Origin of the sequence: Paenibacillus lignilyticus, from assembly GCF_017942085.1 — a bacterium.
In the GTDB taxonomy this organism is placed as follows: Bacteria; Bacillota; Bacilli; order Paenibacillales; family Paenibacillaceae; genus Paenibacillus_Z; species Paenibacillus_Z lignilyticus.
In genome coordinates this window covers 1-24,144 of sequence record NZ_JAGKSP010000015.1, presented here as the reverse complement: position 1 = coordinate 24,144, position 24,144 = coordinate 1, and the positions used below count along the sequence as shown (strand labels likewise).

Annotated in this window: 24 protein-coding genes, 2 rRNA genes and 1 pseudogene; 5 read left to right on the top strand and 22 right to left on the bottom strand. The window is 49.8% G+C overall.

Annotated elements, in window-relative coordinates; genetic code table 11:
- Nucleotides 1-66: 66 nt before the first annotated feature.
- The 5 genes from I8J30_RS25670 to I8J30_RS25650 all read right to left on the bottom strand — a co-directional run bounded on the left by I8J30_RS25670 (nucleotide 67) and on the right by I8J30_RS25650 (nucleotide 4,344).
- A complete protein-coding gene (locus tag I8J30_RS25670) occupies nucleotides 67-1,314 on the bottom strand; it encodes a glycosyltransferase family 4 protein (protein ID WP_210663006.1) in 1,248 nt (415 codons plus the stop codon).
- A 30-nt stretch (nucleotides 1,315-1,344) separates the two neighbouring features.
- Nucleotides 1,345-2,352: a glycosyltransferase family 61 protein gene (locus I8J30_RS25665; protein ID WP_210663003.1), complete on the bottom strand. Its 1,008-nt coding sequence runs from the start codon at nucleotides 2,350-2,352 to the stop codon at nucleotides 1,345-1,347.
- Nucleotides 2,349-3,020 (bottom strand): SDR family oxidoreductase, encoded by a 672-nt coding sequence (locus I8J30_RS25660; protein ID WP_210663001.1) that lies wholly within the window; start codon nucleotides 3,018-3,020, stop codon nucleotides 2,349-2,351. The genes I8J30_RS25665 and I8J30_RS25660 overlap by 4 nt, the downstream gene beginning before the upstream one ends.
- Nucleotides 3,021-3,054: 34 nt before the next feature.
- Complete coding sequence (locus I8J30_RS25655; protein ID WP_210662999.1) at nucleotides 3,055-3,777, bottom strand: sugar phosphate nucleotidyltransferase; 723 nt, start codon at nucleotides 3,775-3,777, stop codon at nucleotides 3,055-3,057.
- Between the two features lie 177 nt (nucleotides 3,778-3,954).
- Nucleotides 3,955-4,344, bottom strand: coding sequence for a hypothetical protein (locus I8J30_RS25650; RefSeq protein ID WP_210662997.1), 390 nt, complete (start codon nucleotides 4,342-4,344; stop codon nucleotides 3,955-3,957).
- 527 nt (nucleotides 4,345-4,871) lie between these two features.
- Between I8J30_RS25650 and I8J30_RS25645 the strand changes: the two genes are divergently transcribed.
- The 3 genes from I8J30_RS25645 to I8J30_RS25635 all read left to right on the top strand — a co-directional run bounded on the left by I8J30_RS25645 (nucleotide 4,872) and on the right by I8J30_RS25635 (nucleotide 6,919).
- Nucleotides 4,872-5,642, top strand: coding sequence for a glycosyltransferase family protein (locus tag I8J30_RS25645; protein ID WP_210662995.1), 771 nt, complete (start codon nucleotides 4,872-4,874; stop codon nucleotides 5,640-5,642).
- Between the two features lie 19 nt (nucleotides 5,643-5,661).
- Nucleotides 5,662-6,426 carry a glycosyltransferase family 2 protein gene (locus I8J30_RS25640; protein WP_210662993.1) on the top strand — a complete coding sequence of 255 codons (765 nt, stop codon included), beginning with the start codon at nucleotides 5,662-5,664 and terminating at the stop codon, nucleotides 6,424-6,426.
- Nucleotides 6,427-6,583: 157 nt separating this feature from the next.
- Nucleotides 6,584-6,919, top strand: a complete 336-nt coding sequence (locus tag I8J30_RS25635; RefSeq protein WP_210662991.1) for a hypothetical protein — start codon at nucleotides 6,584-6,586, stop codon at nucleotides 6,917-6,919.
- 81 nt (nucleotides 6,920-7,000) lie between these two features.
- Here I8J30_RS25635 and sigK read toward each other — a convergent pair whose 3' ends face one another.
- The 5 genes and pseudogenes from sigK to I8J30_RS25610 all read right to left on the bottom strand — a co-directional run bounded on the left by sigK (nucleotide 7,001) and on the right by I8J30_RS25610 (nucleotide 10,806).
- Nucleotides 7,001-7,702 (bottom strand): RNA polymerase sporulation sigma factor SigK, encoded by a 702-nt coding sequence (gene sigK / locus I8J30_RS25630; protein WP_210662989.1) that lies wholly within the window; start codon nucleotides 7,700-7,702, stop codon nucleotides 7,001-7,003.
- Between the two features lie 50 nt (nucleotides 7,703-7,752).
- Nucleotides 7,753-7,950, bottom strand: a pseudogene (locus I8J30_RS25625) (RNA polymerase subunit sigma-70); the annotation flags it as partial.
- Between the two features lie 239 nt (nucleotides 7,951-8,189).
- The gene (locus tag I8J30_RS25620; protein WP_210663176.1) at nucleotides 8,190-9,287 is read right to left on the bottom strand and encodes a Gfo/Idh/MocA family protein; all 1,098 of its coding nucleotides are present in this window, start codon (nucleotides 9,285-9,287) and stop codon (nucleotides 8,190-8,192) included.
- A gap of 32 nt (nucleotides 9,288-9,319) precedes the next feature.
- Nucleotides 9,320-10,483 (bottom strand): UxaA family hydrolase, encoded by a 1,164-nt coding sequence (locus I8J30_RS25615; RefSeq protein ID WP_210662988.1) that lies wholly within the window; start codon nucleotides 10,481-10,483, stop codon nucleotides 9,320-9,322.
- Entirely contained in the window at nucleotides 10,480-10,806 is a 327-nt protein-coding gene (locus I8J30_RS25610) for a UxaA family hydrolase (protein WP_210662986.1), read from the bottom strand. Before I8J30_RS25610 ends, I8J30_RS25615 begins: the two co-directional genes overlap by 4 nt.
- Nucleotides 10,807-10,962: 156 nt before the next feature.
- On the opposite strand from I8J30_RS25610, the gene I8J30_RS25605 reads away from it, so the two are divergent.
- A complete protein-coding gene (locus tag I8J30_RS25605) occupies nucleotides 10,963-11,835 on the top strand; it encodes an AraC family transcriptional regulator (protein WP_210662984.1) in 873 nt (290 codons plus the stop codon).
- A 67-nt stretch (nucleotides 11,836-11,902) separates the two neighbouring features.
- On the opposite strand, the gene I8J30_RS25600 is transcribed toward I8J30_RS25605, so the two are convergent.
- From I8J30_RS25600 to I8J30_RS25560, 9 genes are all read right to left on the bottom strand, one after another.
- The gene (locus tag I8J30_RS25600) at nucleotides 11,903-12,889 is read right to left on the bottom strand and encodes a Gfo/Idh/MocA family protein (RefSeq protein WP_210662982.1); all 987 of its coding nucleotides are present in this window, start codon (nucleotides 12,887-12,889) and stop codon (nucleotides 11,903-11,905) included.
- Nucleotides 12,890-12,965: 76 nt separating this feature from the next.
- Complete coding sequence (locus tag I8J30_RS25595; protein ID WP_210662981.1) at nucleotides 12,966-13,922, bottom strand: 3'-5' exoribonuclease YhaM family protein; 957 nt, start codon at nucleotides 13,920-13,922, stop codon at nucleotides 12,966-12,968.
- A 109-nt stretch (nucleotides 13,923-14,031) separates the two neighbouring features.
- Nucleotides 14,032-15,654, bottom strand: coding sequence for a response regulator (locus I8J30_RS25590; RefSeq protein ID WP_210662979.1), 1,623 nt, complete (start codon nucleotides 15,652-15,654; stop codon nucleotides 14,032-14,034).
- Between the two features lies 1 nt (nucleotide 15,655).
- Nucleotides 15,656-17,419, bottom strand: a complete 1,764-nt coding sequence (locus I8J30_RS25585; RefSeq protein ID WP_210662977.1) for a histidine kinase — start codon at nucleotides 17,417-17,419, stop codon at nucleotides 15,656-15,658.
- 49 nt (nucleotides 17,420-17,468) lie between these two features.
- Complete coding sequence (locus I8J30_RS25580; protein WP_091219996.1) at nucleotides 17,469-18,347, bottom strand: carbohydrate ABC transporter permease; 879 nt, start codon at nucleotides 18,345-18,347, stop codon at nucleotides 17,469-17,471.
- Between the two features lie 12 nt (nucleotides 18,348-18,359).
- Nucleotides 18,360-19,256, bottom strand: coding sequence for an ABC transporter permease (locus tag I8J30_RS25575; RefSeq protein WP_256256377.1), 897 nt, complete (start codon nucleotides 19,254-19,256; stop codon nucleotides 18,360-18,362).
- A gap of 90 nt (nucleotides 19,257-19,346) precedes the next feature.
- Nucleotides 19,347-21,158, bottom strand: a complete 1,812-nt coding sequence (locus tag I8J30_RS25570) for a type 2 periplasmic-binding domain-containing protein (RefSeq protein WP_210662975.1) — start codon at nucleotides 21,156-21,158, stop codon at nucleotides 19,347-19,349.
- A gap of 188 nt (nucleotides 21,159-21,346) precedes the next feature.
- On the bottom strand, nucleotides 21,347-22,594 hold the full coding sequence (locus I8J30_RS25565; protein WP_210662973.1) for an MFS transporter: 1,248 nt from the start codon (nucleotides 22,592-22,594) through the stop codon (nucleotides 21,347-21,349).
- 17 nt (nucleotides 22,595-22,611) lie between these two features.
- Nucleotides 22,612-22,938: an Mpo1-like protein gene (locus tag I8J30_RS25560; protein WP_210662971.1), complete on the bottom strand. Its 327-nt coding sequence runs from the start codon at nucleotides 22,936-22,938 to the stop codon at nucleotides 22,612-22,614.
- Nucleotides 22,939-23,105: 167 nt separating this feature from the next.
- Here I8J30_RS25560 and I8J30_RS25555 point away from each other — a divergent pair, with 167 nt between their 5' ends.
- Nucleotides 23,106-23,366, top strand: a complete 261-nt coding sequence (locus I8J30_RS25555) for a hypothetical protein (protein ID WP_210662969.1) — start codon at nucleotides 23,106-23,108, stop codon at nucleotides 23,364-23,366.
- A gap of 147 nt (nucleotides 23,367-23,513) precedes the next feature.
- Here the strand turns inward: I8J30_RS25555 and I8J30_RS25550 are convergent, their stop codons facing one another.
- The 3 genes from I8J30_RS25550 to I8J30_RS25540 form a co-directional block, all read right to left on the bottom strand.
- Nucleotides 23,514-23,723 carry a hypothetical protein gene (locus I8J30_RS25550; RefSeq protein WP_210662966.1) on the bottom strand — a complete coding sequence of 70 codons (210 nt, stop codon included), beginning with the start codon at nucleotides 23,721-23,723 and terminating at the stop codon, nucleotides 23,514-23,516.
- An 86-nt stretch (nucleotides 23,724-23,809) separates the two neighbouring features.
- A 5S ribosomal RNA gene (gene rrf, locus I8J30_RS25545) occupies nucleotides 23,810-23,926 on the bottom strand.
- A gap of 121 nt (nucleotides 23,927-24,047) precedes the next feature.
- Nucleotides 24,048-24,144, bottom strand: a 23S ribosomal RNA gene (locus I8J30_RS25540); the annotation flags it as partial.

Sequence of the window (24,144 nt, the reverse complement as noted above, 5' to 3'; positions counted from 1 at the left end):
CAGGCTTAGTCAGCCTGTTGATCGTGGATGGACGTTTGACAGAAGTGCTCGTTCGTGACCGCACCTTCATATTCCGCCTATCCTTTCTCGTTTCCGGTTCAGCGCTATTTCGTAAACCGCGTCCATCCTGGACATCATGACGTCCAGCGACCATCGTTCCATTCCGCTATGACTCGCCTGCGAGGCAATATGATTGCGCAGCTGTTCGTCGCTCAAGAGCAACTGTAAATGCCGATATAGCTCTTCGTCATTTCCTACCGGAAACACCAGTCCCGTTTCTCCGTGAGCGACCATTTCGGGCATGCCTCCCGCATCGGATACGATGACTGCCTTTCCGGCAACTTGCGCTTCCATGACCGCGTACGGATGATTATCCTGCAAGCTCGGAAGGACAAAAATATCGGATTGCCGAAGTAGAGCCGGCACATCTCTTCGCGTCCCCATAAACGCGACGTCTGCCTCGATACCATGCAGCTTCACAAGCTCGCGCAACTTGAATTCCAGCCCGCCGCTGCCAACAAACCAGCAAATCCAGTCGTCTCTATTCTTTCTTAATTTGGCGAGCGCTCGAATGAGATACTTATGGCCTTTGATCTCATCGAAGCGCGCCGGACAAATGATGACCTTCTTCCCGGAAGAAGAACGCATATCGGCTCCGCCATGCAGCTGGTCCGTAAATCCCTTAATATCGATGCCGTTCGGGACGACCGTCAGCTTATCAACGGGAACGGCAAATTCGTCAACCAACATCTCTTTCATCCACTGCGTCGGCAATGTAGCGGCATCTGCGCAGTTCAATCCAATCTGTTCGCGCATCACAGCATACTGCCATAGCCGCTCCCTGCGCTCCGGGTTCTCCAGGTCCCCTTGTCTTAACAGGGAAAGAAACCATTCTCCTGCCAAGTGCCCGTGGATGGTGGTTACCAGCGCGGATAGCGGCCTTTTAATTCGGGACAATGCCCGTGCGGAGATGACATCCTGCGCATGGATGATGTCATAAGAATCCACACCCAAATAAGCCGCCCCCACCTCATAGCAATACTGTTCCGTCTCCGCGTCCCGGATGATCGGATCTAAGCCGGGCAGACTCTCCTTGAAATACGTCTTTACGTTCGATTCCACTAAAGAATAAACCGATTTTCTCGGTAAATGCCGTCGTTTGTTCAGGATTGAATAGCCGCTGCCATCGGGAAACCGGCACAAAATATCCACCTTGTGCCCGCGTTGTTCAAGTCCCAGCTTCAACTGCCGTACATAGAGATCCACTCCTCCAACATGAGGCAGACCCCAGAAGGTGGCCAGGAGTATTTTCATGGATTGTTCTTCCTTTCCGATACGGATTCTCTATAAGCCCATCTGTTTGCAAAGGTGCTTCAGGTCGGAGATCGATACGTATATGTTATCTAGACCCGCCCAATACCATGGAGTTCCTTCATAACTCGAAGGCCTTGAGCCGATACCTGTATATGCAAAGTGCTGCAGCCCTCCGTATTCACAAATGCGTTTAATATCATGGACCATAAAATTCGGAGAGAAAAATTCAAGCACCTTGGTCTGCGGGCTGCAGAAGGTCAGGTTTGTCAACGCGCTTCCGGTGGGCGAAATGACATAACCGGCTTCCGAAAACAGTTTAATCTGCTCTTTCACCGGCAAGTGTTCCGGATAGACGACCTCAAACCCATACGATTGCAAAACTCGGATCACCTCGTCTTCATTCGTCAATGTTCTTCCGAGCGAGTGCCCGCGACTTATATACAATCTTCTTGATGGTCTTGGCTCTTGCGGGAGAAATTCACTCCTTAAGAAATGATAGACCCATTTCTGACCAAAGCCGATGGATGGCACAATCAGCCGGTCAGCTTCGATATGAAATTGATTATTGCTGTAGATTAATCGATCCGTCGTGATACCGAGCAGCCCAAGCGTTTCAGATTGGAATGGCTGCAAATCTTGACTCACGATGTACTTGTCTACAGGGATCCTGCTGCAGGAAAGCAAATAGATACGGGGCAGTACGTCATACATCCAGTGATAATAGTTCGAAGAGCCGATTTTCGTAAGCACCGCAATGTTTCCGGGCACATAGTCGATCGGCGGTAAATGATGATTGAGAAATATCGTATGCTTGTGAGGATCGTTGCTCCAATCATACGAGACTTCCCAGATCAGAACATTAGTGGGGGAAATCACGGTTCCGCTATCGCCATATACCCTGCCTCGGGGAATCGTTGCCACAAAGGCGGGAAATTGGCCGTTCACGGCAACCTCGCAGTAAACATCCGCTAAGTTATATCCGGAGCTGACTGCCCAATCTTTCATCCAATAATAATAATCCGTTGGCCTGTCAATCAAACGGAATACCTCCTCTCTGATCGGAATGAGTCCGGTCCGTACGAACTGGAAACGTGATAGGTTCCGTACCGTTCCGTCGTGATAAGTCGACCGATACACTCTGCTAAATCAAGTGTATACGCGGGGGAGCCCAATGGATCGTCAACCCCCTTGACCGTCTCTTGATTTTCGGCGAGCGATAAGATTTTCGTCACGAAATTCACCCCATCATTGCTGGATAACAAAGAAGTACGCACGATGAAATGCCGGGGGCAAACCGCGTGCACGAACTGCTCTCCCAGCAGCTTCGATTGGCCATAGACGTTAAGAGGAATGGTCCGATCCAATCCGCCGCAAGGCTTACCCTTGGTACCGTCAAACACATAATCCGTACTGACATGCACCAGCTTTGCACCGGCTGCCTCTGCAGCAATGGCTAAATGGCTGACTCCGAGCGCATGAAGCCGGTAAGCCTGCTCAATAGCCTCCTCTGCCTGATCTGCCTTTGAGTAGGCAGCCGCATGGATTACAACGTCGGGTTTCACTTCACCAACTATCTTCTTCACGGCTTTCAGGTCACAGATATCCAATTCCTTTCCGGTAAAAGCCGTATACGTATACCCTTGCCCGAGAACACGGAGCAGGTCTCGTCCGAGCTGCCCAACGGCACCGGTAATCATGATGTTCATGAGTCCTATTCCTCCCCTCGCGGAAGCTAATCCGTCATGGTTCCTTATTCCCTGACAGCCGAAGTCCGGCTTCCTGCAGCGACAGTTGCGTTCCGGCGTCGGTCCACCATCCGGACAAAAGTCTGTAACCCAGCCGACCTTCGCCTGCGTAAACGTTATTTACATCAGTGATCTCCAATTCGCCTCTAGCGGAAGGCCTAATGCCGCGGATGATTTCAAAAACATCGGATTCGTACAGATAGATGCCTGTAACGGCATAGTCGCAAGGCGGCTTTTCCGGTTTCTCCTGGATATGAGCAATCCGGCCGTTCTGCAGATCGGGCACGCCATACCTTCGAGGATCCGCCACCTTTTTCAAGAACACCTCTGCGCCCTTTTCGCTTGTTTCGAAGTCTTTCACAAAGCTCTTCAGCGAATCCTCAAACAGATTGTCGCCGAGCAGGACTAACAGCTTTTCTCCGGTCCTCACGAATGATTCCGCCAACCCCAGCGCTTGAGCGATGCCCCCGGCACACTCCTGGATTTTGTAGCTGACTTGAACGTTCCAGGATGCCCCGCTCCCAATATAATCGACGTAAAGTCCGGCGGAGGGCTTGCCGATGACCAGCAGAATATCGTGAATGCCGGCTTCAGCCATTTTATCGAGCGCATAGTGGATCATTGGATAATTGCCAACGGGCAATAGATGTTTATTGACAATACTCGACATTGGCCTCAGCCGAGAACCGGTTCCGCCGGCTAAAATGATGCCCTTCATGGCGTGACTCCTTCCTCCTCGGAATTCAATCTCAGATAAATGCCATGCTGCTATGATATGCATCCTCCTCGGATGGCTTATGGACGATTACCTCCCCCGTTCAAAATTGGCTTATGCCCGCACCGAAAACGCACGAAAAAACGGCTGCCGTTTGGCAGCCGTTTCTTCAGCCTGGAACTAGCCGTTATCGATACCGATATCGTCATAAAGCTCAACGATATATTGAAGTCCTGCAGGATTAATCGTACCGCCATCCGGTGAATAGTTTACCGCTTCGAAGGATACTACGAAGAAGTATTCGGTCAAAAGTGGAATGGTAGTCGGAAGTATAGTTGTATACGTTTCGGAGAATTTGGAAATGGTTTGCCAAGGAAACGGCGCAGTATTCGTTTGACCGACATCGCTTAATGTGCCATTAATCGTACCGTTCACCACATTATTCACGAGAAGAAGCGATATAACGCCTAATACATCGATCGCAAAGTATTCGTCCATATATAGGGTAGCGGCGTTATCGCAAAAAACTTCGGCGGTAGCGAGATGGTTAAGGGCCAAATTGGGTAACAACGAACCTCCTATTTCGAATGCTTGAGCAAAAAACAACGTACCGGGAACATTTGACGGCGCATCGGGAGGCTGCGCAACACTCCAAACGTAATCAGGGTTTGTTGCGTTTACGGCAGGGTAGTACATGAGTTCGGGCCAAAAAGGGTATTGTCTGGAAAAGCTTTCTACTGTGTTTCTCGTTGCGGTTGGGACTCCTGTAATCGCTCCTGTAATCGCATCTAATCTGCTTGTAGTCGAGTACCAAGTTGTCCCGGAATTGCTCACCAATGTTGCTAGTTTGTTAATCGGCAATCTCATCACTCTCTTCTATCCTAAATTAAATCTTGGAAAACATAGACTCCCATTGATTTCCAACGATTTATTTTCATAGTATTCCATTCTCCTCTTAGTGCTTGGACACTTGTGGAACTTTCAATAACTGAAGGAAGATAATCTGCTGCAGGTGTCCTTTACCCAATCCGTTTCCTATTCTATTGAGTAATGTAAATAAACGGACTTAAAAGATGCTAGAGAAGAGGGATGGACTAATGTCATCTGGGCTGACCGTTCTGTGTCATTATTATAACGAGAGTTATATGCTGAGGTGGTGGCTCGAACATCACTGCAGGTTGTTCGATCACGGTGTAATGATCGATTATGGGTCTACGGACCATTCCAATGACCTCATTCGCGAGCTAGCTCCAAAGTGGGAAATACGCAAGTCGCGAAATAAGGATTTCGATCTGGTTGGCTGCGATCAAGAAGTGATGGAAATTGAACGTGAATGCCAAGGCTGGAAAATGGTTTTGAATACGACTGAATTTTTATGTGTTCACGATAAAGCTTCGTTCGTAAAGCAATTGAATGTGAAGGGTCTATCCATGTATAGAACGACCGGGATTACGATGCTGGATCCGCTGGATAACGTCTATCCTCCGGAGCCGGACGCGAACTTGCCTCTTGTCAAGCAAAGACACCATGGCATTATTCAAATGGAAACATTCCATAGGGATCGCTTCATCCATAAGTATTCTGATGGCGCATACGAAATTGGAAGGCATCGTTCCGCTCATGCAGACAGTCATGACATCTATTTGCAGAAAGCCTATACGTTACACTTTCAATTTAGCCCTTGGAATGAAGAGATGATCAGACGAAAGCTGTTCATACAAACAAGAATCCCGCAGAAGTACAGGGATAATGGGTTAGGCTGGCAGCACTATGTAGACAGGCGCAGGTTGGAAGAGATGTATCGCGAACGTGCGATGAATACGAAAGATTTACGTAGGGATGTATCGTGCGCTTGGATTTTTTGTTAAAACCGGGAGGTGCTTCGTTATGCTTAAAGTCAGCTGTATTTTAACCAGCTATAATCGTCCCGTAATGATCAGGGATGCTATTGCGAGCGTACTGGATCAGTCGTATCCGCATTGGGAGTTGTGGATCGTGGACGATCATTCTAACCAAGAAACGCAAGATGTGATCCACGCTATTGCAAGCACGGATTCCAGAATTCAAATCATCCAATCAGGAGTCAGCCATCAAGACAGACGAAAAACGACCCGCTATGCGACTTGCATAAATATGGCTATCCCTCGCATAACGGGAGATTTGGTTACGTACCTGACGGATGACGATATTTATTATCCTGAGAGATTCGCGAGGATGGTTGAGGCGTTTGAAATAAATGAGCACATTCATATCGTCTATGGCAAGCAATGCTTTGCCGTAATCGTAGATGATCAAATTCATAAAAGCGGAATTAGACCTCTAGTAGGCATTACAAGAGAACCCATTGAGAAAATAGACCACAATTCCATCATGCATCGAACATCATGCTTCCAACTGGTTCCTGCTTGGAATGACGACCCTTCGATTTGGGCTTGGGCCGATGCCGTGTTTTTTCAGCAATTAGCTGCTCACTGGGACTTTCACCCCGTTGATTTTGTCACTGACGAACATAGATATCATGAAAATTCCATTCAAGCTAAACACAACCGGCAAGAAAAGGTGTACCTCGGAATAACGGAAAGTTCGAAAAACAATTCCAAAAGACGGAATCGTGTCGATGCGCTTATCGATTTGCTGTTTCGCAAGAAGTAAAGAGCCCCTCCATTCATCATGGGGGCTCTTACTTTTTGCATTTTGATGGTTGTTCAACCATGTGGCCCATTCTCTAGTAAATAGGTGTGCACCGATGACAATTGCTAGATTCGCTACATAGTATATAAGAATTCCAAAGATAGGAGGTTGATTGCATATGGCAGATTCAAGAGGCAATGGTTCGCAAGGTACACGCGGTTCCAATGGTTCCCGCGGTACTCGTGGCTCCAATGGTTCCCGCGGTACTCGTGGCTCCAATGGTTCCCGCGGTACTCGTGGCTCGAATGGTTCCCGCGGTACGCATGGCTCCAATGGTTCCCAAGGTACTCACGGCTCCAATGGTTCCCGCGGTACTCGCGGCTCCAATGGTTCCCGCGGTACTCGCGGTTCCAATGGTTCCCGCGGTACTCGCGGCTCCAATGGTTCCCGCGGTACTCGCGGTTCCAATGGTTCCCGCGGTACTCGCGGCTCCAATGGTTCCCGCGGTAACTAAATAATTGAACACAAAAGGCCCAGTTTATGGGCCTTTGTGAATCAAACTGCTACAGCCGATCGAAAGATTGAAGCGATAACGTTAACGCTTCACCTTATAAAACTCATGATACAGCTTCATTAATGCCCGCTTCTCGATACGCGATACATAGGACCTGGAAATGCCCAGCTCTTTCGCGATTTCCCGCTGCGTACGTTCCTCGCCTCCGGTTTCCAAGCCGAACCGCGCGACGACGACTTCCCGTTCCCGAGCGTCCAGGATATCGAGATTTCGATAGATCTTTGATTTCTCAATGCTCAGCTGCACCTTCTCAAGCACTTCGTCTTGTTCGGTGCCCAGAATATCGATTAACGAGATTTCGTTGCCTTCTTTGTCTGTCCCGATCGGATCATTGAGCGAGATATCTTTGCTGGATTTTTTCTTGGAGCGGAAATGCATGAGAATTTCATTCTCGATGCATCGCGCGGCGAAAGTAGCCAGCTTCGTTCCTTTATCCGGCGAATAGGATTCAATCGCTTTAATCAGCCCGATCGTGCCGATGGAGATCAAATCCTCGGTATCCTCCTTCGAGTTGTCGAACTTCTTCACGACATGGGCGACTAATCGCAAATTGTGCTCAATCAGCAGGTTACGGGATTTTTGGTCCCCGCTTGCCATCAACTGGATATGCTTTGCTTCCTCCTCCTCCTGCAAGGGCTGCGGAAAAGCATTATTCTTCACATAAGAAACGAGCAGCGATAACTGTTTAATGAACAGCGCAATTGCAGCAAACAATCCAGGCATTAGTATCCCTCCCGTATGGAAATGACACCTTGTTGTGTACACAACGTGTTGACGATATGGGCAACCAATCGAAGGTTATGCTCAATGAGCAGATTGCGCGAAACTTGATTTCCCTCTGCCATGAGCTGAAGGTGCTTAATCTCATCTTCTTCATGCAGCGGCTGAGGAAAGGCGTTGTTCTTGACGTAAGAAACAAGGAGCGACAGCTGTTTGATAAACAATGCGATCGCCGCAAACAATCCGGGCATCGAAAAGCCACCTCCATACAATTTCGCCTCTAACAGGAGGACAACGACAAGCCGTTCTCCCATTATCGACAGTGAAGACTGTTCTACAGTGTATGTGGGCGGCGGCCTATACGTGCCTGTACGGCATTTATTCCATAGTCAGGTGCCCTGGGTTGCCAGCTGCTATAGCCATCATATCCACGACAAAAAGAGCCTTGTCATTGCGCAATTGGGCAATGACAAGGCTCTGCTGCACATACTTATACGTTATCCGCAATCTCTTGAAGCGTCACAGGACGGTTCTCTTTCATGGACAAATAAGCCCCGAATACCATTTGCATCGTCTTCAAATTATCCGCAACGCTGTTCTCCGCTTCGCGCTCTTCTTCCACGGCGCGCATCAGCTCGCCCATCGTTCCCATGAAGGCATGCGGGAACCATTTGCCATGCAGCTTCGGCGTAAACCAGTAATCCTCATGAATCGCTTTCGTAAAGAAGCTGAGTGTATCTTCACGGCCAACCGGATAGTTGTATAACGATCCGTTCGTTCCTTTGATGATCCCCTCCATGCCTTCGAAGCGATAAGTCGCATACCAATCGTCTTCATCGGCGATATGGTTATGATTATCATGAATAATGCCGCGTGCTTCGCCCGCAAACTTGATGTGCAGCAGCGTGCGTGTCTCCCCGATTGTACGTTGGCCTGGAAAACGCGCTCCGTCGGCATACACATACTCCGGTGTGCCGAACAGGAAACGAATCGCATCCATGTAGTGAATGCTGTGGTACATGAATTCCAACGTCGGCATTTCGCGCAGCCAGCCCCAGTTGGCAAAGTCCTGCTTCACATTCACTTGTATCGAAGCCTGCAGCAGCTCCCCGAGCCAGCCGCGCTGAATGATCGTATGGCTCGCACGAATGCTCGGCGACCACCGCATCTGCTGATTGACGGCTCCTCTTACCCCATAACGCTCGCATGCTTGTTGAATACGCACCGCTTCAGGGTATGATTCCGCCAATGGTTTCTGACATAGAATATGTTTGCCCGCCGCTGCTGCCCGTTCCGCGATCTCCGGCTGAATCTTCGCGGGGATGGCAAGATCCGCTATTCGCACATCCGGGTCTGCAAGCAGCTCATCGAGCTCCTTATAGACCTTCGGAATGCCGAATTTAGCCGCAAGCTTCTCCGCCCGCTCCCGATTCACGTCATAGATGCCGACAACGCGAAGGCCGCCCATTTGATAGGCCGGCAGATGGCAGGCGTCCACAATTTCACCTGCGCCGATAATGCCGATGCCCATTTCCTTATTGGCAGGCAGGGCTGGTCGGTACTCTAAATCCAGCCAATTCTCTTTCATCGCGCTCACGCCTCAAGCACCTCCGATAGATTTTACAAGCTTGGTCCGATTCGGTTGATACTGAACTCCTGATGGCCCAGTACTTCCGCTTTCGTCCATTTGCCTTCCGCAACCTCAACGATTTCCTGCCAGATCCGCTCGCCCGCTTGTTCAAGGCTAGCTGTTCCGTCCAGCATATCGCTGACGTCAATATCCATATTATCTTCCATTCGCTGGAACATCATCTTGTTCCCGGTAATTTTAATAACCGGTACGACTGCAGCGCCTGTCGGCGTACCGCGGCCTGTAGTGAAGCATACGATATGAACGCCGCCGGCGGCCATACCCGATACGCATTCGATATCATTGCCCGGCGAATCCATAAAATAAAGCCCATTCTCGGGGATATACTCCGCATATTCAATGATCCCTTTAATCGGCGCCTTACCGCATTTGCTAATACAGCCGAGCGATTTCTCCTCGATCGTGGACAACCCGCCCGCAATGTTCCCCGGGCTTGGATTACCGCCGCGCATATCGGCTCCCATCCGTTCAACCTCTTTATCGAAACGGCTCACGATATAGTAGAGTCGGTCGGACAGCTCTTCCGTTACGCAGCGCTCAGCCAGCAAATGTTCCGCGCCAATGATCTCTGTCGTTTCACCGATAACGATAGAACCGCCCTCTGCGATTAGCGAATCCGCTGCAGCACCGAGTGCCGGATTGGAAGCCAGACCGGAAGTCGCGTCAGAGCCCCCGCATTTCACGGCCACTTTAAGCTTGCTAAGCGGAACCGGCACTTTCTCTTCCTTCTCCAGCTCGGCCATCATGCGTTTCGCCAATTCCGTACCATAGGAGATGGCCTTAACCGAACCGCCGACGGATTGAATATCGAACACTTCGACAGGTTTGCCTGTTTTGCGGATTTCCTCGGCTAAGGCGATCGGGTCTACAACCTCGCAGCCTAAGCTGATGATGAGAACTGCTCCAACGTTAGGATTTTTGCCCGTGCCGGCAAGCACCTCGAATGTACGCTCTTTATCTGCGCCGATCTGACTGCATCCGTGCTGATGCGGAATCGCAACGCTGCCTGGTACCATTTGCATAATGCGGCTGCACACCTGATTCGAACAAATCACCGTCGGAATGATCAACAGATGATTGCGAATTCCGATATCTCCGTTTGGACGTTCGTACGCCATGAATGTCTTGCTCATTGCGCTGCCTCCTTCGTTCCCAGGTCACCACGGCCGCGGATGCCTTCAATATTGTGGACATGCACATGACTGCCAAGCGTAATCGGCTTGACGGCCCGTCCAATCACTTCTCCATATTTGCGAACGTCCTGTCCGGACGCAATGTCCGAGATCGCCACTTTATGGCCAAAAGGGATATCCTCTGCAAGCGTTATCATTTGCAGTTCTGCTGCATGGCGGTAATGGATGGATTCTCCTGCTTTCATATCGCGAAGCGCTGTTGCCACATGATCGCGCTCGTCCATGTACAACGCGTCAGCGCCTGTTTCAATACGGTGTTCCACGTTAGCTTCACCTTCCGGTTGACAGAATGATAGACAATCTTCTTCGGCTTCGATATAGTCTTATTATAGAAACAAAGAAACAGAATATAAATAATCGATTTCACTGAAAATATACCTTTTTTTGAACTAAACGCACATCTTGGAGGTGGCAAGTCGTTGAACCCGCTTCGCAAACATTTTGATCCCGACACTTCGCTGCCGATCGAGCTCGTTCTGCGCAGTACGAAGAACCTGCAATCAGAGCTGCCCGACCATCTGCATGACTGGTATGAAATCATTTATGTCCATAGCGGCGCCGGCTCGTTTTTTATCAATCATACCTTCTATGAAATGCAGGCCGGCGATCTCTACCTAATCCCCGGCAATACGATACATCGTACGCTCCCTCATTCCGATGAACCGATCACGTCATCGGCCATGTTCTTTAGCGGGCAATATGTGCAAACGACCGCAATCGGCAAGGATGCGTACTCTTTCTTGCGCTGTTTCGATAAGGCTAAAACAGGACGAAATTACCGTATTGAGCTGCTCCCTGCCGAACGGACTCGGATCGAATCCATCATCGACGAGATGAACGAGGAGCTTCTGCTGCGTCAACCCGGCTATAGTCAAGCGGTGCTGCTGCTGCTGCAAACCGTGCTTCTCCATACGAATCGCAAAATGAATCCCGGTGAACCTAAGCAGCAGCATGGCGGATCAAGACCGGGATGGCTGCAATCGGCGCTCAACTACATTGATGCTCATCTGGTAGACAGCTTAAGCTTGTCCGCTCTGGCGGCGCGTGCAGCCGTCAGCCCTTCCTACTTCTCCAGAATGTTCAAGCAGATGACCGGGTTGAACGTAACGGAATATATCATCGCCAAACGAATTATGCATGCCAAAGAGCTGCTCGGCGATACCGATTATACGGTTGCCGAAATTGCATCCCTGTGCGGCTTCGAGAGCCTGCCGCATTTCTACCGCATGTTCAAGAAAGTAGCCGGCAGCACCCCTGCACATTATAAACGCGTAGATGATCGATCCACATAATGGCGCACACCACAAAAAAAGCTGCAGTCGCGTGAGTATCGCACTCATGCAACTGCAGCTTCTTCATTTATTTCAGATCAGCCGGATAAACCAAACCCTGCTGCCGCCGTGCCTCATCGAGAATGCGCATAACGGCTAAGGAATTCGCATGCGAATTGAGCTTGGATTCCCGTTCTCCGCTTTGAATCAAATCGATGAAGGACTCCACCTCATAGCTCATCGTAGGGCGATCGACCGGTTTAGACACATCTTCGATCCGGCCGTCCCGGTAATTGATGCGTATGTGGATCGGCAAATTAATGCTGTCGATCGTCATTGTCGCTTCCTCACCTTGAATTTCCGCCAGCAGCGAGGAGTTGCTGATTTTGGAATACATGATGGAGGCTTCCATGTCTGCGTACTTCGCAATGAGGCTTCCTTGTCCGTCCACGCCTGATTCCAGCAAATACCCGCTCGCCCGAATCTCATCCGGTTGACCGAACAGAACAACCAGCGGATAGATGCAATACACACCAAGATCCATCAAAGCCCCATTCGAGAATTCCGGTTTGAAGGCATTCAATACTTGTCCCGCTTTATAGGCATCGTAACGCGAGGAGTACTGGCAGTAGCTGGCGAAATACCGACGTACCTTACCCAGCTTCGGCAGATTCTCCATGATCGCCGCGAAACCGGGCATTTGTGTGCTCTTCATCGCTTCCATGAAAACAACGTCATTCTGTTTCGCCGCATCGACCATCTGCTGCAGCTCGCGCGTATTGGATGCTGCCGGTTTCTCGCACAGGACATGTTTCCCTTTGCTCATAAACAAAATCGCGAGCTCCGCATGGAGCGAGGTTGGAGATGCGATGTAGACGGCATCCAGCTCGCTGCTTGCTGCCATCTCAGCAGCATCCGTGAATGTGAACGGGATGTTATGCTTGGCTGCGTACGCTTCCGCCCGCTCTTCGGTTCTGGAATAGACTGCGGTTAGGCTGAACCCTTCCGCTACTCTTGCTGCTTCGATAAAATGATCCGTAATCCAATTGGTTCCGATAACGCCAAATCTAATCATAACAATCCTCCGGCAATGGTGATAATTTCTATTGTAGCAAGAAGAACCGGCTCCCGCCATCCTTCAGAGGTAGCTGTTAGAAGGTAAGCCGGTAGAAGGCTTTGTTCTCCAAACCGCGAATTTGCGGCGTCCATGCCTCATGGCTGCCCGTAGTGTCGAAAGCATCCTCGATCATTTGAAGCTTAGCATCGATCGAATCAATATGATGCAGCGCCAGCGCTTCGGCCAGCTGCGGCTGAACCGGGCTTCCCCATTCGCCCAAATTATGATGGGAGAGCACGAGATGCTGCAGAGCCATGATACGCTCCGAATCGGGATCCATGCCAAGGCGCATGGCCGCTTCCGCTACCCACAGCGAAGCTTGCGAGATATGCCCGATCAGTTTGCCCGAATTGCTATAGTCTGACACAATGCCAAGCTCAGAAACCATCTCCACCGGCTTCGCAATATCATGCAGAATAATGCCGGCCTTCAGCAGATCCGCATTTAAGAACGGCCGCTGCTTGCAGATGAACTCCCCAAGCTCCAGCATGCGAGAGATATGATACACAAGACCAGCGTAATACGCATGATGATGCGATTTTGCCGCAGGCGCGTGAATCAGCTTATCGCCGACTTTGTTTAAGCAATAGTCTACAACGTCGCGGATTTCCCTGTCCGCGATGCTGTCTTTGGCCTTATGAATGCCCGCAAGCAGCACCTCCGGCTGAACCGGCGCCGATCTTACGAAATCCGTTAACTGCACGCCATCCGCTTCGGTCGTCCTGCGGATACGAACGATCTTCACCTGCAGCTTCTCCCGGTAGAGCTGCGCAACACCTTGCACCTTCACAAGAGTCAGCGGAACCAGGTTTTCTTTATCCGAAGCGCTCGCATCCCACAGCTTCCCGGCCACATGACCGCTGGCATCCGAAAGCACCACATTCATGAAATCCTTGGGAGGCGTCGTATTGGTTTGCTTCACTTCGCTCTCTTTAATGAGATAGAAACCGACAAATTCATCGCCATCTCGTAGATCTTTGACAATCGTCATGCACTTTTCCCTCCACCTATTCGACAACCTAGCTCCTAGAACTTCGGGAAAGCCATGGCAAAATCCTTTTATAAGCGCACAATTTCCTATGAAATCGATCCATAGTCCGCTACCCGGATGACAGTACTGCCCGCTCCCGATACTCCTGTGGTGTCATATTGGAGTGCGCCTTAAACAGCTTGATAAAATGCGGCACTGCCTGATAACCGAGCGTCTGCGCAATTTCGTAGATTTTCTTATCGCTGCTGCGCAGCATATAGGTTGCCAGCTCCATCCGATATTTCAGAATATAATCGCTTAGATTAATGCCCGTCTCCGCTCGATAGGCTCGCGACAGATAAGCCGGATGCAAGCCAATATGCGCCGCAACCGTCTGCAGCGACAGACAGCCGTTCATGTTCTGCTCCACATAATGATGCACTTTATCAATCAGGCTGATCTTTTGTTTCTCCGCTTGATCGCGAAACAGCTCCTGAATACCTCGTAAGATTACGTAAGCCCACCTCTCCAGCTGCGCTAAGGAAGGAGCGGCAGGCATGAGGCCGAAGCTAGAGCTGCCAAGCTCACTCAGCAGCTTCCCCTTCTTGTGCGCCATATATTGATAAGCTCCTGCAATCGTAAAATACGCTTCATTCGCATACTCCGGCGGATAGTGAACGCTTCTCAATTCATTAAAAATCTCGCTAAGCTTCTTGTCTGCTCCGGCCCAGTTACCGGTATCGAGCAAATGAAGCAGCAGCGGCGGCTTATATAATGAGGTCATATTGCCGATTGCGAACGGCTCCGGCTGATCGGCCACCCGCAGAAACACACTTTGCCGACGGTCCTCCTCGATGGCCCGAATCCCGTTCACGATCATTCGGTATTGCTTTGGCAGTCCATCTGGGAAAGCGGCCCCATTCACGGCAAGCGCGATGGACAAGCTGTTGTTAAGCAGCGATTCCGCCTTCTTCTTCAGCTTGGCTGCTCGGCAATCCAGCGCTGAGCGGTCCATTCCTGAGAATACCCCGTCTCTGCCGGCAATCGGCGAAGCGATACATACGAGATACTCATTCTGATCCAAGCAGAACCATAGATGGAACGCATCATGAAACACTTCCTCCGCCATATTCATGACCGCATATTCAATCAGTGCGCGATCCATTCTTCTATAATCCTGCATGCGTCCTTCCAATCGTACGACGAACATCCCCGTATCCTGCTGCGAGGAGAAAGGCAGCTCCAGCAGGGATAGCTTTCTTTGAAGCTCCACATCCGAAATGCGTCCATCGCTTAGCAATCGGCCCAGCAGCTCACCGCGCAGTGAAGGCAGGTTTTCTCTGTAGGCATATACGCTGCGCTGCTGCTGAGTATGCACCTTCAGCTCATCCGCAATCTCGTCTACGAGTTTCTCCAGCATCGCGCGAAGCTGTTCCGGGTTAACCGGCTTCATGAGATAGCCCGAAGTATTATACGGTACGATGCTTTGCGCATATTCGAAATCCGCATAGCCTGACAGAACGATCAATTTTGCCTTCTGGTTCATCCTTCTGATCTCTTGGATTAATTCAACGCCGCTCATCTCCGGCATACGGATATCCGTGATCACGAGCTGAATCGGATGCTCCCGGAAGATCGCGAGCGCTTCTTCGCCCGAGTACGCTTTATGAATGCGCGTTATACCAAGCTCCGACTTCGGTATTGTTGCCGCAATGCTGTCCACCTGAGAAGGGATATCGTCGACAATCAGCATTTCAAATATGGGAATCGCCTCCCTCATTGATAATAATGAGCCGTGCACGCAGTCCGCCTAACGTAGAGTGATCTATGTGTAAGCCCGATAAGGGGCCAAAATAATGCCTTAACCGCTGGTGCACATTCCACAATCCGAGACTTTGGAGAGCACTGGTTTGCTGCAGCGAACTTCTGAGGGAGTCCAGTGCTTCCTGTTTCATGCCGATTCCATTGTCTTCAACCGCAAGCTCGCAGCCATTCTCCGTCCGATAGCCGGAGATGATAATCCGGCACTCTCCTTTTCTTCCTCCCATGCCGTGCACGATCGCGTTCTCCACAAGCGGCTGCAGGAGCAGCCGCGGCAGGAGCAGCTTCATCATGCCTTCTTCAATATGTTCATCGTAGCGAAGCCGTTCCGACTGCATCCGGTGAATTTCCAAGTAATTGCGAAGCAGATCCATCTCTTCCGCCAGGAAAGTGAGCTGCTGCTCCGTCTTCGTCGTATAGCGGTAATATTGGCTTAGATGCTGCGTGAAAGCGACAATTGCTTTCGTACGCTCCAGCTGCGCCATACTTTGAATATAGGCAAAATTATTGTATAAGAAATGCGGATTAATCTGCGCTTGCAAATGCTTGAGCGAGGATTCCTTCGCGCGGAGCTCCTCGATATAAATCTTATCAATTAACGTTTTGATGTCGTCGGACATCAAGTTAAACTGTTCGATCAAATAATGAAATTCATTCTGCGGCTCACGTTCAATGCGATGCCCGTATTCTCCTCGGCGAAGCGACTTTACCGCACGAATGAGATCATATATCGGCCGCTGTACGTTCCGATACAGCAGTGCCGCGGCTGCAACCCCGAGCACCAGAAGCAGCAATCCTGCCCCATAGAAGATACGTTTGCTCTGATCGATCGGCTGCAGCACCTTCTTCATCGGCACAAAATCAACCAAGTACCAGCCTAGCGCGGCAGATGCAGCATAGTTAACCAGATAGGGCTCATCATGAAACGTAATCTTGACGGAGCCTTCTTTATTCAGCGTATTCTGATTAAGGATGGCGAATTGACGAGTCATCTCCCCGACCAGCTGCTTATCTGAGTCATGCGTCTGAATGCTTTCAAATGACGGATGATACAAGAAAGGCTTGCCCCCGCTGCCTTGCATGAACCTCTCCAGCATGTTGACCAGATTCTGCGTTGAGAAGGTTACTTCTACATATAAATTTGGATTTTCGGGCTTTCCCAGCGGGGTGAAGGGTAGAATCAAATGGCGCACGAACGCCATCTCTTCTCCCCGTTCCGTTACAATTTGCCGATAATCCCAATAGTCTTGAACCGCGCTCTCAAAGTAAGCCTCATTGTACTCTTCCATCCAATTGGTCGATACCGCTACACCGGACGGTGGTGAGAAAACAGTCAATTTATTGGTCCAGGCTAAGGTCGTCGACTGCATATCGAGCTTCTCCTGCAGCAGCTTTTTCGCTTCCAGTCTTGAATAGGTTTGCGCGTTTGAGGATCGGAACTGAAGCTGAACGACATCCGGTTCTCTGGCGATGACGAAAGCCGCTCTCCACAGCCGGTCTACCTCCGTGTCCATTTGATCGACAAAGAAACGGAGCCGATTCAGGTTAACCTGAAGCAGCTCTCGTTCCACTACGCCCGTGCTTATTTTGTTAGAGGAATTGTACATCATCACGATCGGCACAAGCAGGAGCACGATGACGATCATGATCTTGGTGAAAATATTGATTCTGCCGCCTACGGCACGTCTGAATCCCATCTTGCTCACCGTCCGAATCCGTTCCACTTTGAGTTGACTAACGACTAGATTAGGATTTTACAGAACCGAGCACGATCCCTTTGACAAAATATTTCTGCAGAAACGGATACACCATCAGAATCGGTAAAGCGCCGATGAAGATCTGTGCCGCTTTGACCGTACGGTTCGAGAAGTTGGCAATCGATTCCGTCGATACGCCGATTCGGGATAAGTTGTCGCTGACAATCATGGAGTGCAGATACGAGGCCAGCGGGTAGCCATCCGGCTTCGACATATAGATGATGCCATCAAACCAAGAGTTCCAATGCGATACCATCGTGAACAGCGATAACGTGGCGATAGAGGGCATCGATACCGGCAGATAAACACTCCATAGCACGCGCAAATGACCGGCACCATCGATGTAGGCCGCTTCCTCCAAGTCCTGCGGAATGGTTCGGAAGAAGTTGAGCATGAGGATCATGTTCCACACGCTTACCGCACCTGGCAATACGAGAGCCCAAATGCTATCCAGCAGATGAAGCTTGCTGATGACAATATAAGAAGGAATTAATCCCCCTGAGAATAACATCGTGAACACGAACACCCACGTATACACTTGCCGTCCGGGAAATCGAAGGCTTGTTTTCGACAAACTGTAGGACGCCATCGTAATAACAGCCATCGATATGACCGTCCCCAGAATGGTACGCTCTGCACCGATCCACATGGCCATCAGAAACTTCTCATTGGCTAATGTCTTGGCGTAGGCGTCCACTGTAAAACCGATTGGCCAGAAATTGACGATGTTCGCCGTTGCTGCGGCACGTGAGCTGAAGGACACCGCAAATACGTGGATCAACGGAAGGATACAGAGAATGCCGAGCAAACTTAGCAGAATATTGTTGGAAATCGCAAATGCAGCGTAACCTCGGGAGCGAAATTTCATTACGGGCCTCCTTTAGAAGATTCGGTAGTTGGCTAGCTTGTAAGCCAATCTGTAGCTGACAATAATCAAGATGAAGCCGATTACCGACTTAAATAGCCCCACGGCCGTGCCAAAGCTGAATTGACCATTATTCAAGCCTACGCGGTAAACAAACGTATCAATAATGTCGCCATGCGAGAATACAAGCGGATTATAGAGATTCAAGATTTGATCGAATCCGGCATCCAAAATACGACCTAGAGATAAAGTTGCTACTACGATCACGATAGGCAGTATGAGTGGTATGGATATGTAAATGACTTGCTGCCAACGGGTGGCCCCATCAATCTCTGCCGCTTCATATAAAGCCGGATTAATTCCGACAAGCGTAGCCAGGAAGATAATCGCCGAGAAGCCGAATTCCTTCCACACGTCGCTGATAATGACCGTAACCCGAAACCACTGGCCGTCTCCCAGGAAGAAGATGCTCTTGCCGCCAAACGCTTCGATCAGCCGATTCACGATCCCGCCATCCGTTGACAGAATATCGATCATGATCCCGCCAAGAATGACCCAAGATAAGAAGTGGGGCAAATAGACAAGTGTCTGTAGAATGCGTTTGAAGTATGTTTTGGCAACTTCGTTTAGCAGAAGCGCGAAAATGATCGGTACAAACAAATTAATGACTAGTTTAAACGATGCAATAATGAGGGTGTTCCAAATAACCTGCTTACTGTCCGGATATTCAAACAGGGTGCGGAAATGCTCCAGTCCGACCCATGCCGACTTCGTAATGCCAAGCCATGGTTGGTAGTCTTCAAAGGCGATGATGACGCCGAATAACGGAATGTAGTTGAAAATGATACATAACACTAACGCAGGCAACACCAGTAAATGAAACGGCCATGTCTTCCTCCAATATGACGCCACGCTGCATCCTTCCTTTCCATAGAAAAACGGGGGATCGGCGACAGCTTGCAGCAGCCTCTCCCCCGTTTTGAACGCTTCACTTCTTGGTTGTTATTTGATACTTTCGGCGTACCATTCGTTTACTTCTTCGGTAATCTTCTCGCCGCCGTTATCCAGCCATTGCTTAGCGAATTCATCGAAGAACTCGAGCGGCTTCTCGCCGTAAATAATTTTCAGGTAGCTCTCCGTAGCGAGTTTCTTCAGCAGCTCGCCTTTGGATTTCATTGTAGCCGTCATCGGACCGGTGAAATAGTTTTTACCTTCTTCGATGCCTTGGTTCATCCGGACACCGGCAGCAACGATTTGTTTCTTCGCCATCTGCTTGACGTCAAACTCTCTTGTCGTCAGCGGCTCCGCATTCGGATCGGCAAGGAATTTCTTGATCGGGGCGTCATTGGAGAACGGAATCGTTGTCGTACCGCCAATGATGCTTGCGATCATGAAACGCATATCCATGCGGCTGCCGTCTTTAAGCGGCCATTTGTCTTCCGGCACGCCTGCGTCCTTGTAATTCCCTTTGATGATTTTACCGTCCATATTTACATAATCGTAACCTTCGTGATAACCGTCTTTGAAGCGTGGATCGAAGTACGGATCGCCTTCTTGCTCCAAGTTTTTAGCGAAAATTTTGTTGAAGTAAGCGAACCATGCTTCGATGTCTTTGAAGTCTTTGTTGAACATCGTGAAACCGCCGGTAATTGATTTCTCAGCGCGGCCAACTGTACCGTCAGCACCGGCAGGAAGCTCGAAAGGCTCGAAATCTGCTTTTGGATTCAGTTTGGTGACGTCGCTAAGCGGCCAGTCGCCCATCCAGAACGGTCCAAACATAACGCCTGCTTTGCCGCTGGCAGCCATTTCGGAAGCTTTCATTGGATCTTTGATTCCGGCTTCTTTATCCATGTAACCTTTGCTCATCCAGTCCCTCATCGTTTCCAGATACTTCTTCGCATCCGGATGAATCGCGCCGTAGCTCAGTTTGCCGTCATCGCCTAAGTTCCAGTAGCTGGTGACATCGTACGTATTGATCATTTGTTTCGTAAATGCGCCGACAATCGCGTCCGTTTGCCCCATCCATGTCCATGGACCTTCTTTTAACGGTACTGCCAGACCGAATGTATCCGCTTTGCCGTTGCCGTCCGGATCGTTCTCGGTAAATTGTTTGAGAACGTTTTCAAGTTCAGCGACCGTTTTAGGCGGCTGCAAACCGAGCGTATCCAGCCAATCTTTACGAATCCACATGACCGTACCTTCATCGCCCATGAAGAAGCTTGGCAGACCATAAAGCTTGCCGTCACGTTTTACTCCGCCTAGCGCATAGTTGTATTTCTCAAGAATCTTTTTGTATTCCGGGTGCGCATATTTCTCTATCGCTTCATCCAGCGGCATGACCCGATCTGCAGCAATCAGATTCTGAACCGAATCGCCCGGTGCCGAGAATACGTCCGGTAGCTTGCCGTTACTGGAAAGCAGCAAACGAATTTTCGTATCGTAATCTTCCGGTTTCGTAACGATAAAATCAAACTTAATGTCGATCCCCATGTTTTCTTTCATCCAGCGGGTATGCACGTTGTCCTCCATGGACTCGCCGGGCTTGAAAGCATTCCCCCTGGAGGCTCCATCATCTACAACCGCAGTTGTAATCGTAATCGGAGGATCGAATTTCTGGTTCCAAATATCGGCCGCCGGCTTCTCATTGGTTGCTGCCGCACCATTGTTTGCAGCTTGATTGTTCGTCGCCGTTGCTGAGTTGTTCGCGGCTTCTTGATTGCTGTTGTTGCTGTCGGAACAAGCAGCAAGCGTTGGAAGCATGCCAAGGACGAGTGAGAGCGTGACGCCTTTTGCTAGCTTTGCATACCGTTTCATGTTCTACCCCTTTACTTTGTAGTGGTGCTTACAAGGCTAATTATAGAGGCGCCTATTTGATGTTTATATATTCCATTCTTTACTTCATATCGCAAATTGTACATTGACGCACTCCCTGCTGAAACATAAAAAACCATGCACTGATTGAATATCAGCAGCATGGTTTTTCCTTGTATTACCATTAATAATTACCCGGAGATGGAGCTGTGCAAGTCGGCTCGTGAGGTTCTTCTCGCATACAGGAACATCATAATCACACTTGCCAGAAACGCCACGACGATAAAGACAAGCGGGAACTTGGCATTGATCGTATACGTCCAGCCGCCAAGTATTCCCGCAGGAAACGTGAAAATCAGGATAAGCACGCCTAGAATAGAGAAGACTTTCGCTCTGTTATGGTCATCGATTGCATTCTGTATGGAGGACTCCAAATAAGGGCTCGCCAGCAGACCCCCGATGGCCATCAGTACCGTACTAATGATCGTCGCCGTAATGTTCCCAGGTCCGGTGGTCAACAGCATGACGAACGACACCGCCGAAATCAAGAACCCGGCAATCATATACTGATTGGCGAGACGCTCTTTGAGCCTTGGTGTTGCCACCATCAGAAAAAGGATCATGGCAGCCGATGAAATCGCCGGAAATATGGAAATGATCGAATCATTGATGTGAAGGGCATCCACCCAATATACAGATAAGTACGTATTACGCAGTGTCATCTGGAAATTGAACAAGATGTACACGCCGAAAATAATCATCAGCGCTTTATTCGCTACGATCAACTTCATCACGTCTTTGTATTCCGTTATCGTATCCGAAAGGCTGACTTTTGAGCTTTCTTCCATCTTCTTCAATCCGATCGCAGTCTCGTGTGTCGTGAAATGACGCACAATCATCATGATGGTCATCCCAATGAAGGCAATGACATACATGATGCGCATAGCCGGCACTAATGTGAATTGGCTGACAAACAAGCCGCCAAGCGGTGCGAACAGCCCTCCGATAACCCCGATAAACATCAGAATCGTAAACACGATGGAACGATCCTCCGGATCGGTGTCCTCCACGAGCAGACAATACCAAGCTGTAGTCGGCACCCGCTGGAAGCTGTTTACAACCGCGGCCGCCAGGAAGAACCAGAAATTTTGAGATACCGCCCAGATCAAAGTCGCGACGCTCCAACTGATCAGATCATATACAAGCAGCGCGCGACGCCTGCCCATTTTGTCAGTCAAATGCCCGCTGATTAAGGAGGTGAGAATTTGCATTGCCATCCCAATCGATGTAATAAGCCCTATCTGTGTTTCGCTGACTCCCAACTCAAGCATATAAATCGAAGCGTAAGTCATGTACATGTTAAATGGGATCAGAAACAGCGGCTCATAGAGCAAGCAATTTCTCGCATTCCCTTGAATTCTTCTCCACACGCGCGGCATCCCCTTGATCCGACTCGTTATTTATTGATGCCATTCTTCTTTAACTCTGGACCCAGCTTGCCCAAGAGCATATAGCCGTACATCCGAAAATCTGCCCGCAGCGACCAGACGGGATGTCCGAAAGTGGCCGGCCTATTCCCCTCGATAAAGAAATGGCTGAACCAGGCCAGTCCGTATGCGATAAGGGGTGCCAGCAGAAACAACCACCACTGAAACACAAAGCTCGCGGCCACACACAAGAGTACGCAAGACGTACCTACAAAATGCCATGCGCGTGTCGATGCTTTCCGATGCTGGGAAAGGTAGAACGGCCAAAATTCCTCGTAGTTTTGAAAGGATTGCATCGAAGTTGTCCTCCATTTGGATGTAAGCGTTCTCTTTCGATGAAGTTAGGTTACGAAATTCAAGGTACCACATCCTTTGTATTCGCACAACAAAAACCGACTCTATGCAGTAAAGTCGACGCTGACGCATCTGCAGGCAAGCTTGCCTGGAGAGTAGCTCGTCGGTAGTGACGGCTGTGCAGCTTGTGGCTTGCGGCTGGGCGGTTGCAGCTGGGCGGCTTGCAGCTTGCGACTTGCGGCTTACGGCTGCGTGGCTTGCGGTTTGCAGCTTGCGGCTGGGCGGCTGGGCAGCTGGCAGCTTGCGGCTTGCGGCTTACGGCTGTGTGGCTTGCGGCTGGGCAGCTGTGTCATGGATACAACTCATTTCATTAATTCCATTAAGTCCTACTGTAATGTTCATACTGGGCCGCCGAGCCGGGTCCTTTTGAAAAGGACTACAGCCATCTAACGGTCAAAAATATCTGTTAGAAGCCAGAGTACCCAAAATAAGAAGTCTAACGGTCAATAATGTCCGTTGGAAGCAAAAAACTGCTCGAAACACTAATGAATCAGCTGTAATGGACAATAGTGACCAGTTACAGTCGGACTAATAGCGTTAAATGTCTGTAATGGTCAATTGTGCCCATTACAATTTTATTAGGAGAGTAGGGCACCAAGCACGAATAACCGATTGCACTTAAGTGATCGGTTGCTGCCGGCGAGAAGGGAACGGCAAGGAGCAGCTTCCGGTGAACGATCAATCTCTTGTCATAGTCGCCGGACAAGCACATTGGGTCCACGCTCACCCTCATCCTCCTCTTTCTCCGCCAATCGATGTTATAGCTTGTTAACAACAAAAAACCGACCACATTAAATGTGGTCGGTTATTCGTGCTTGGCGACGTCCTACTCTCCCAGGACCCTGCGGTCCAAGTACCATCGGCGCTGGAGGGCTTAACGGTCGTGTTCGGGATGGGTACGCGTGGTTCCCCTCCGCCATCGCCACCAAACGGTGATCGCGTTAGCGATACGATACACAAGGCTTACGCCCTGAAAACTGGATACGAACCTTTGCGAAGGTTTTGTTTTAGCTGATCTTGACCGAAGTTGAACATCCGAGCTGAATGTTCGTAGGATAAGCCCTCGACCGATTAGTATTCGTCAGCTGCATGCATTGCTGCACTTCCACCTCGAACCTATCAACCTGATCGTCTTTCAGGGGTCTTAC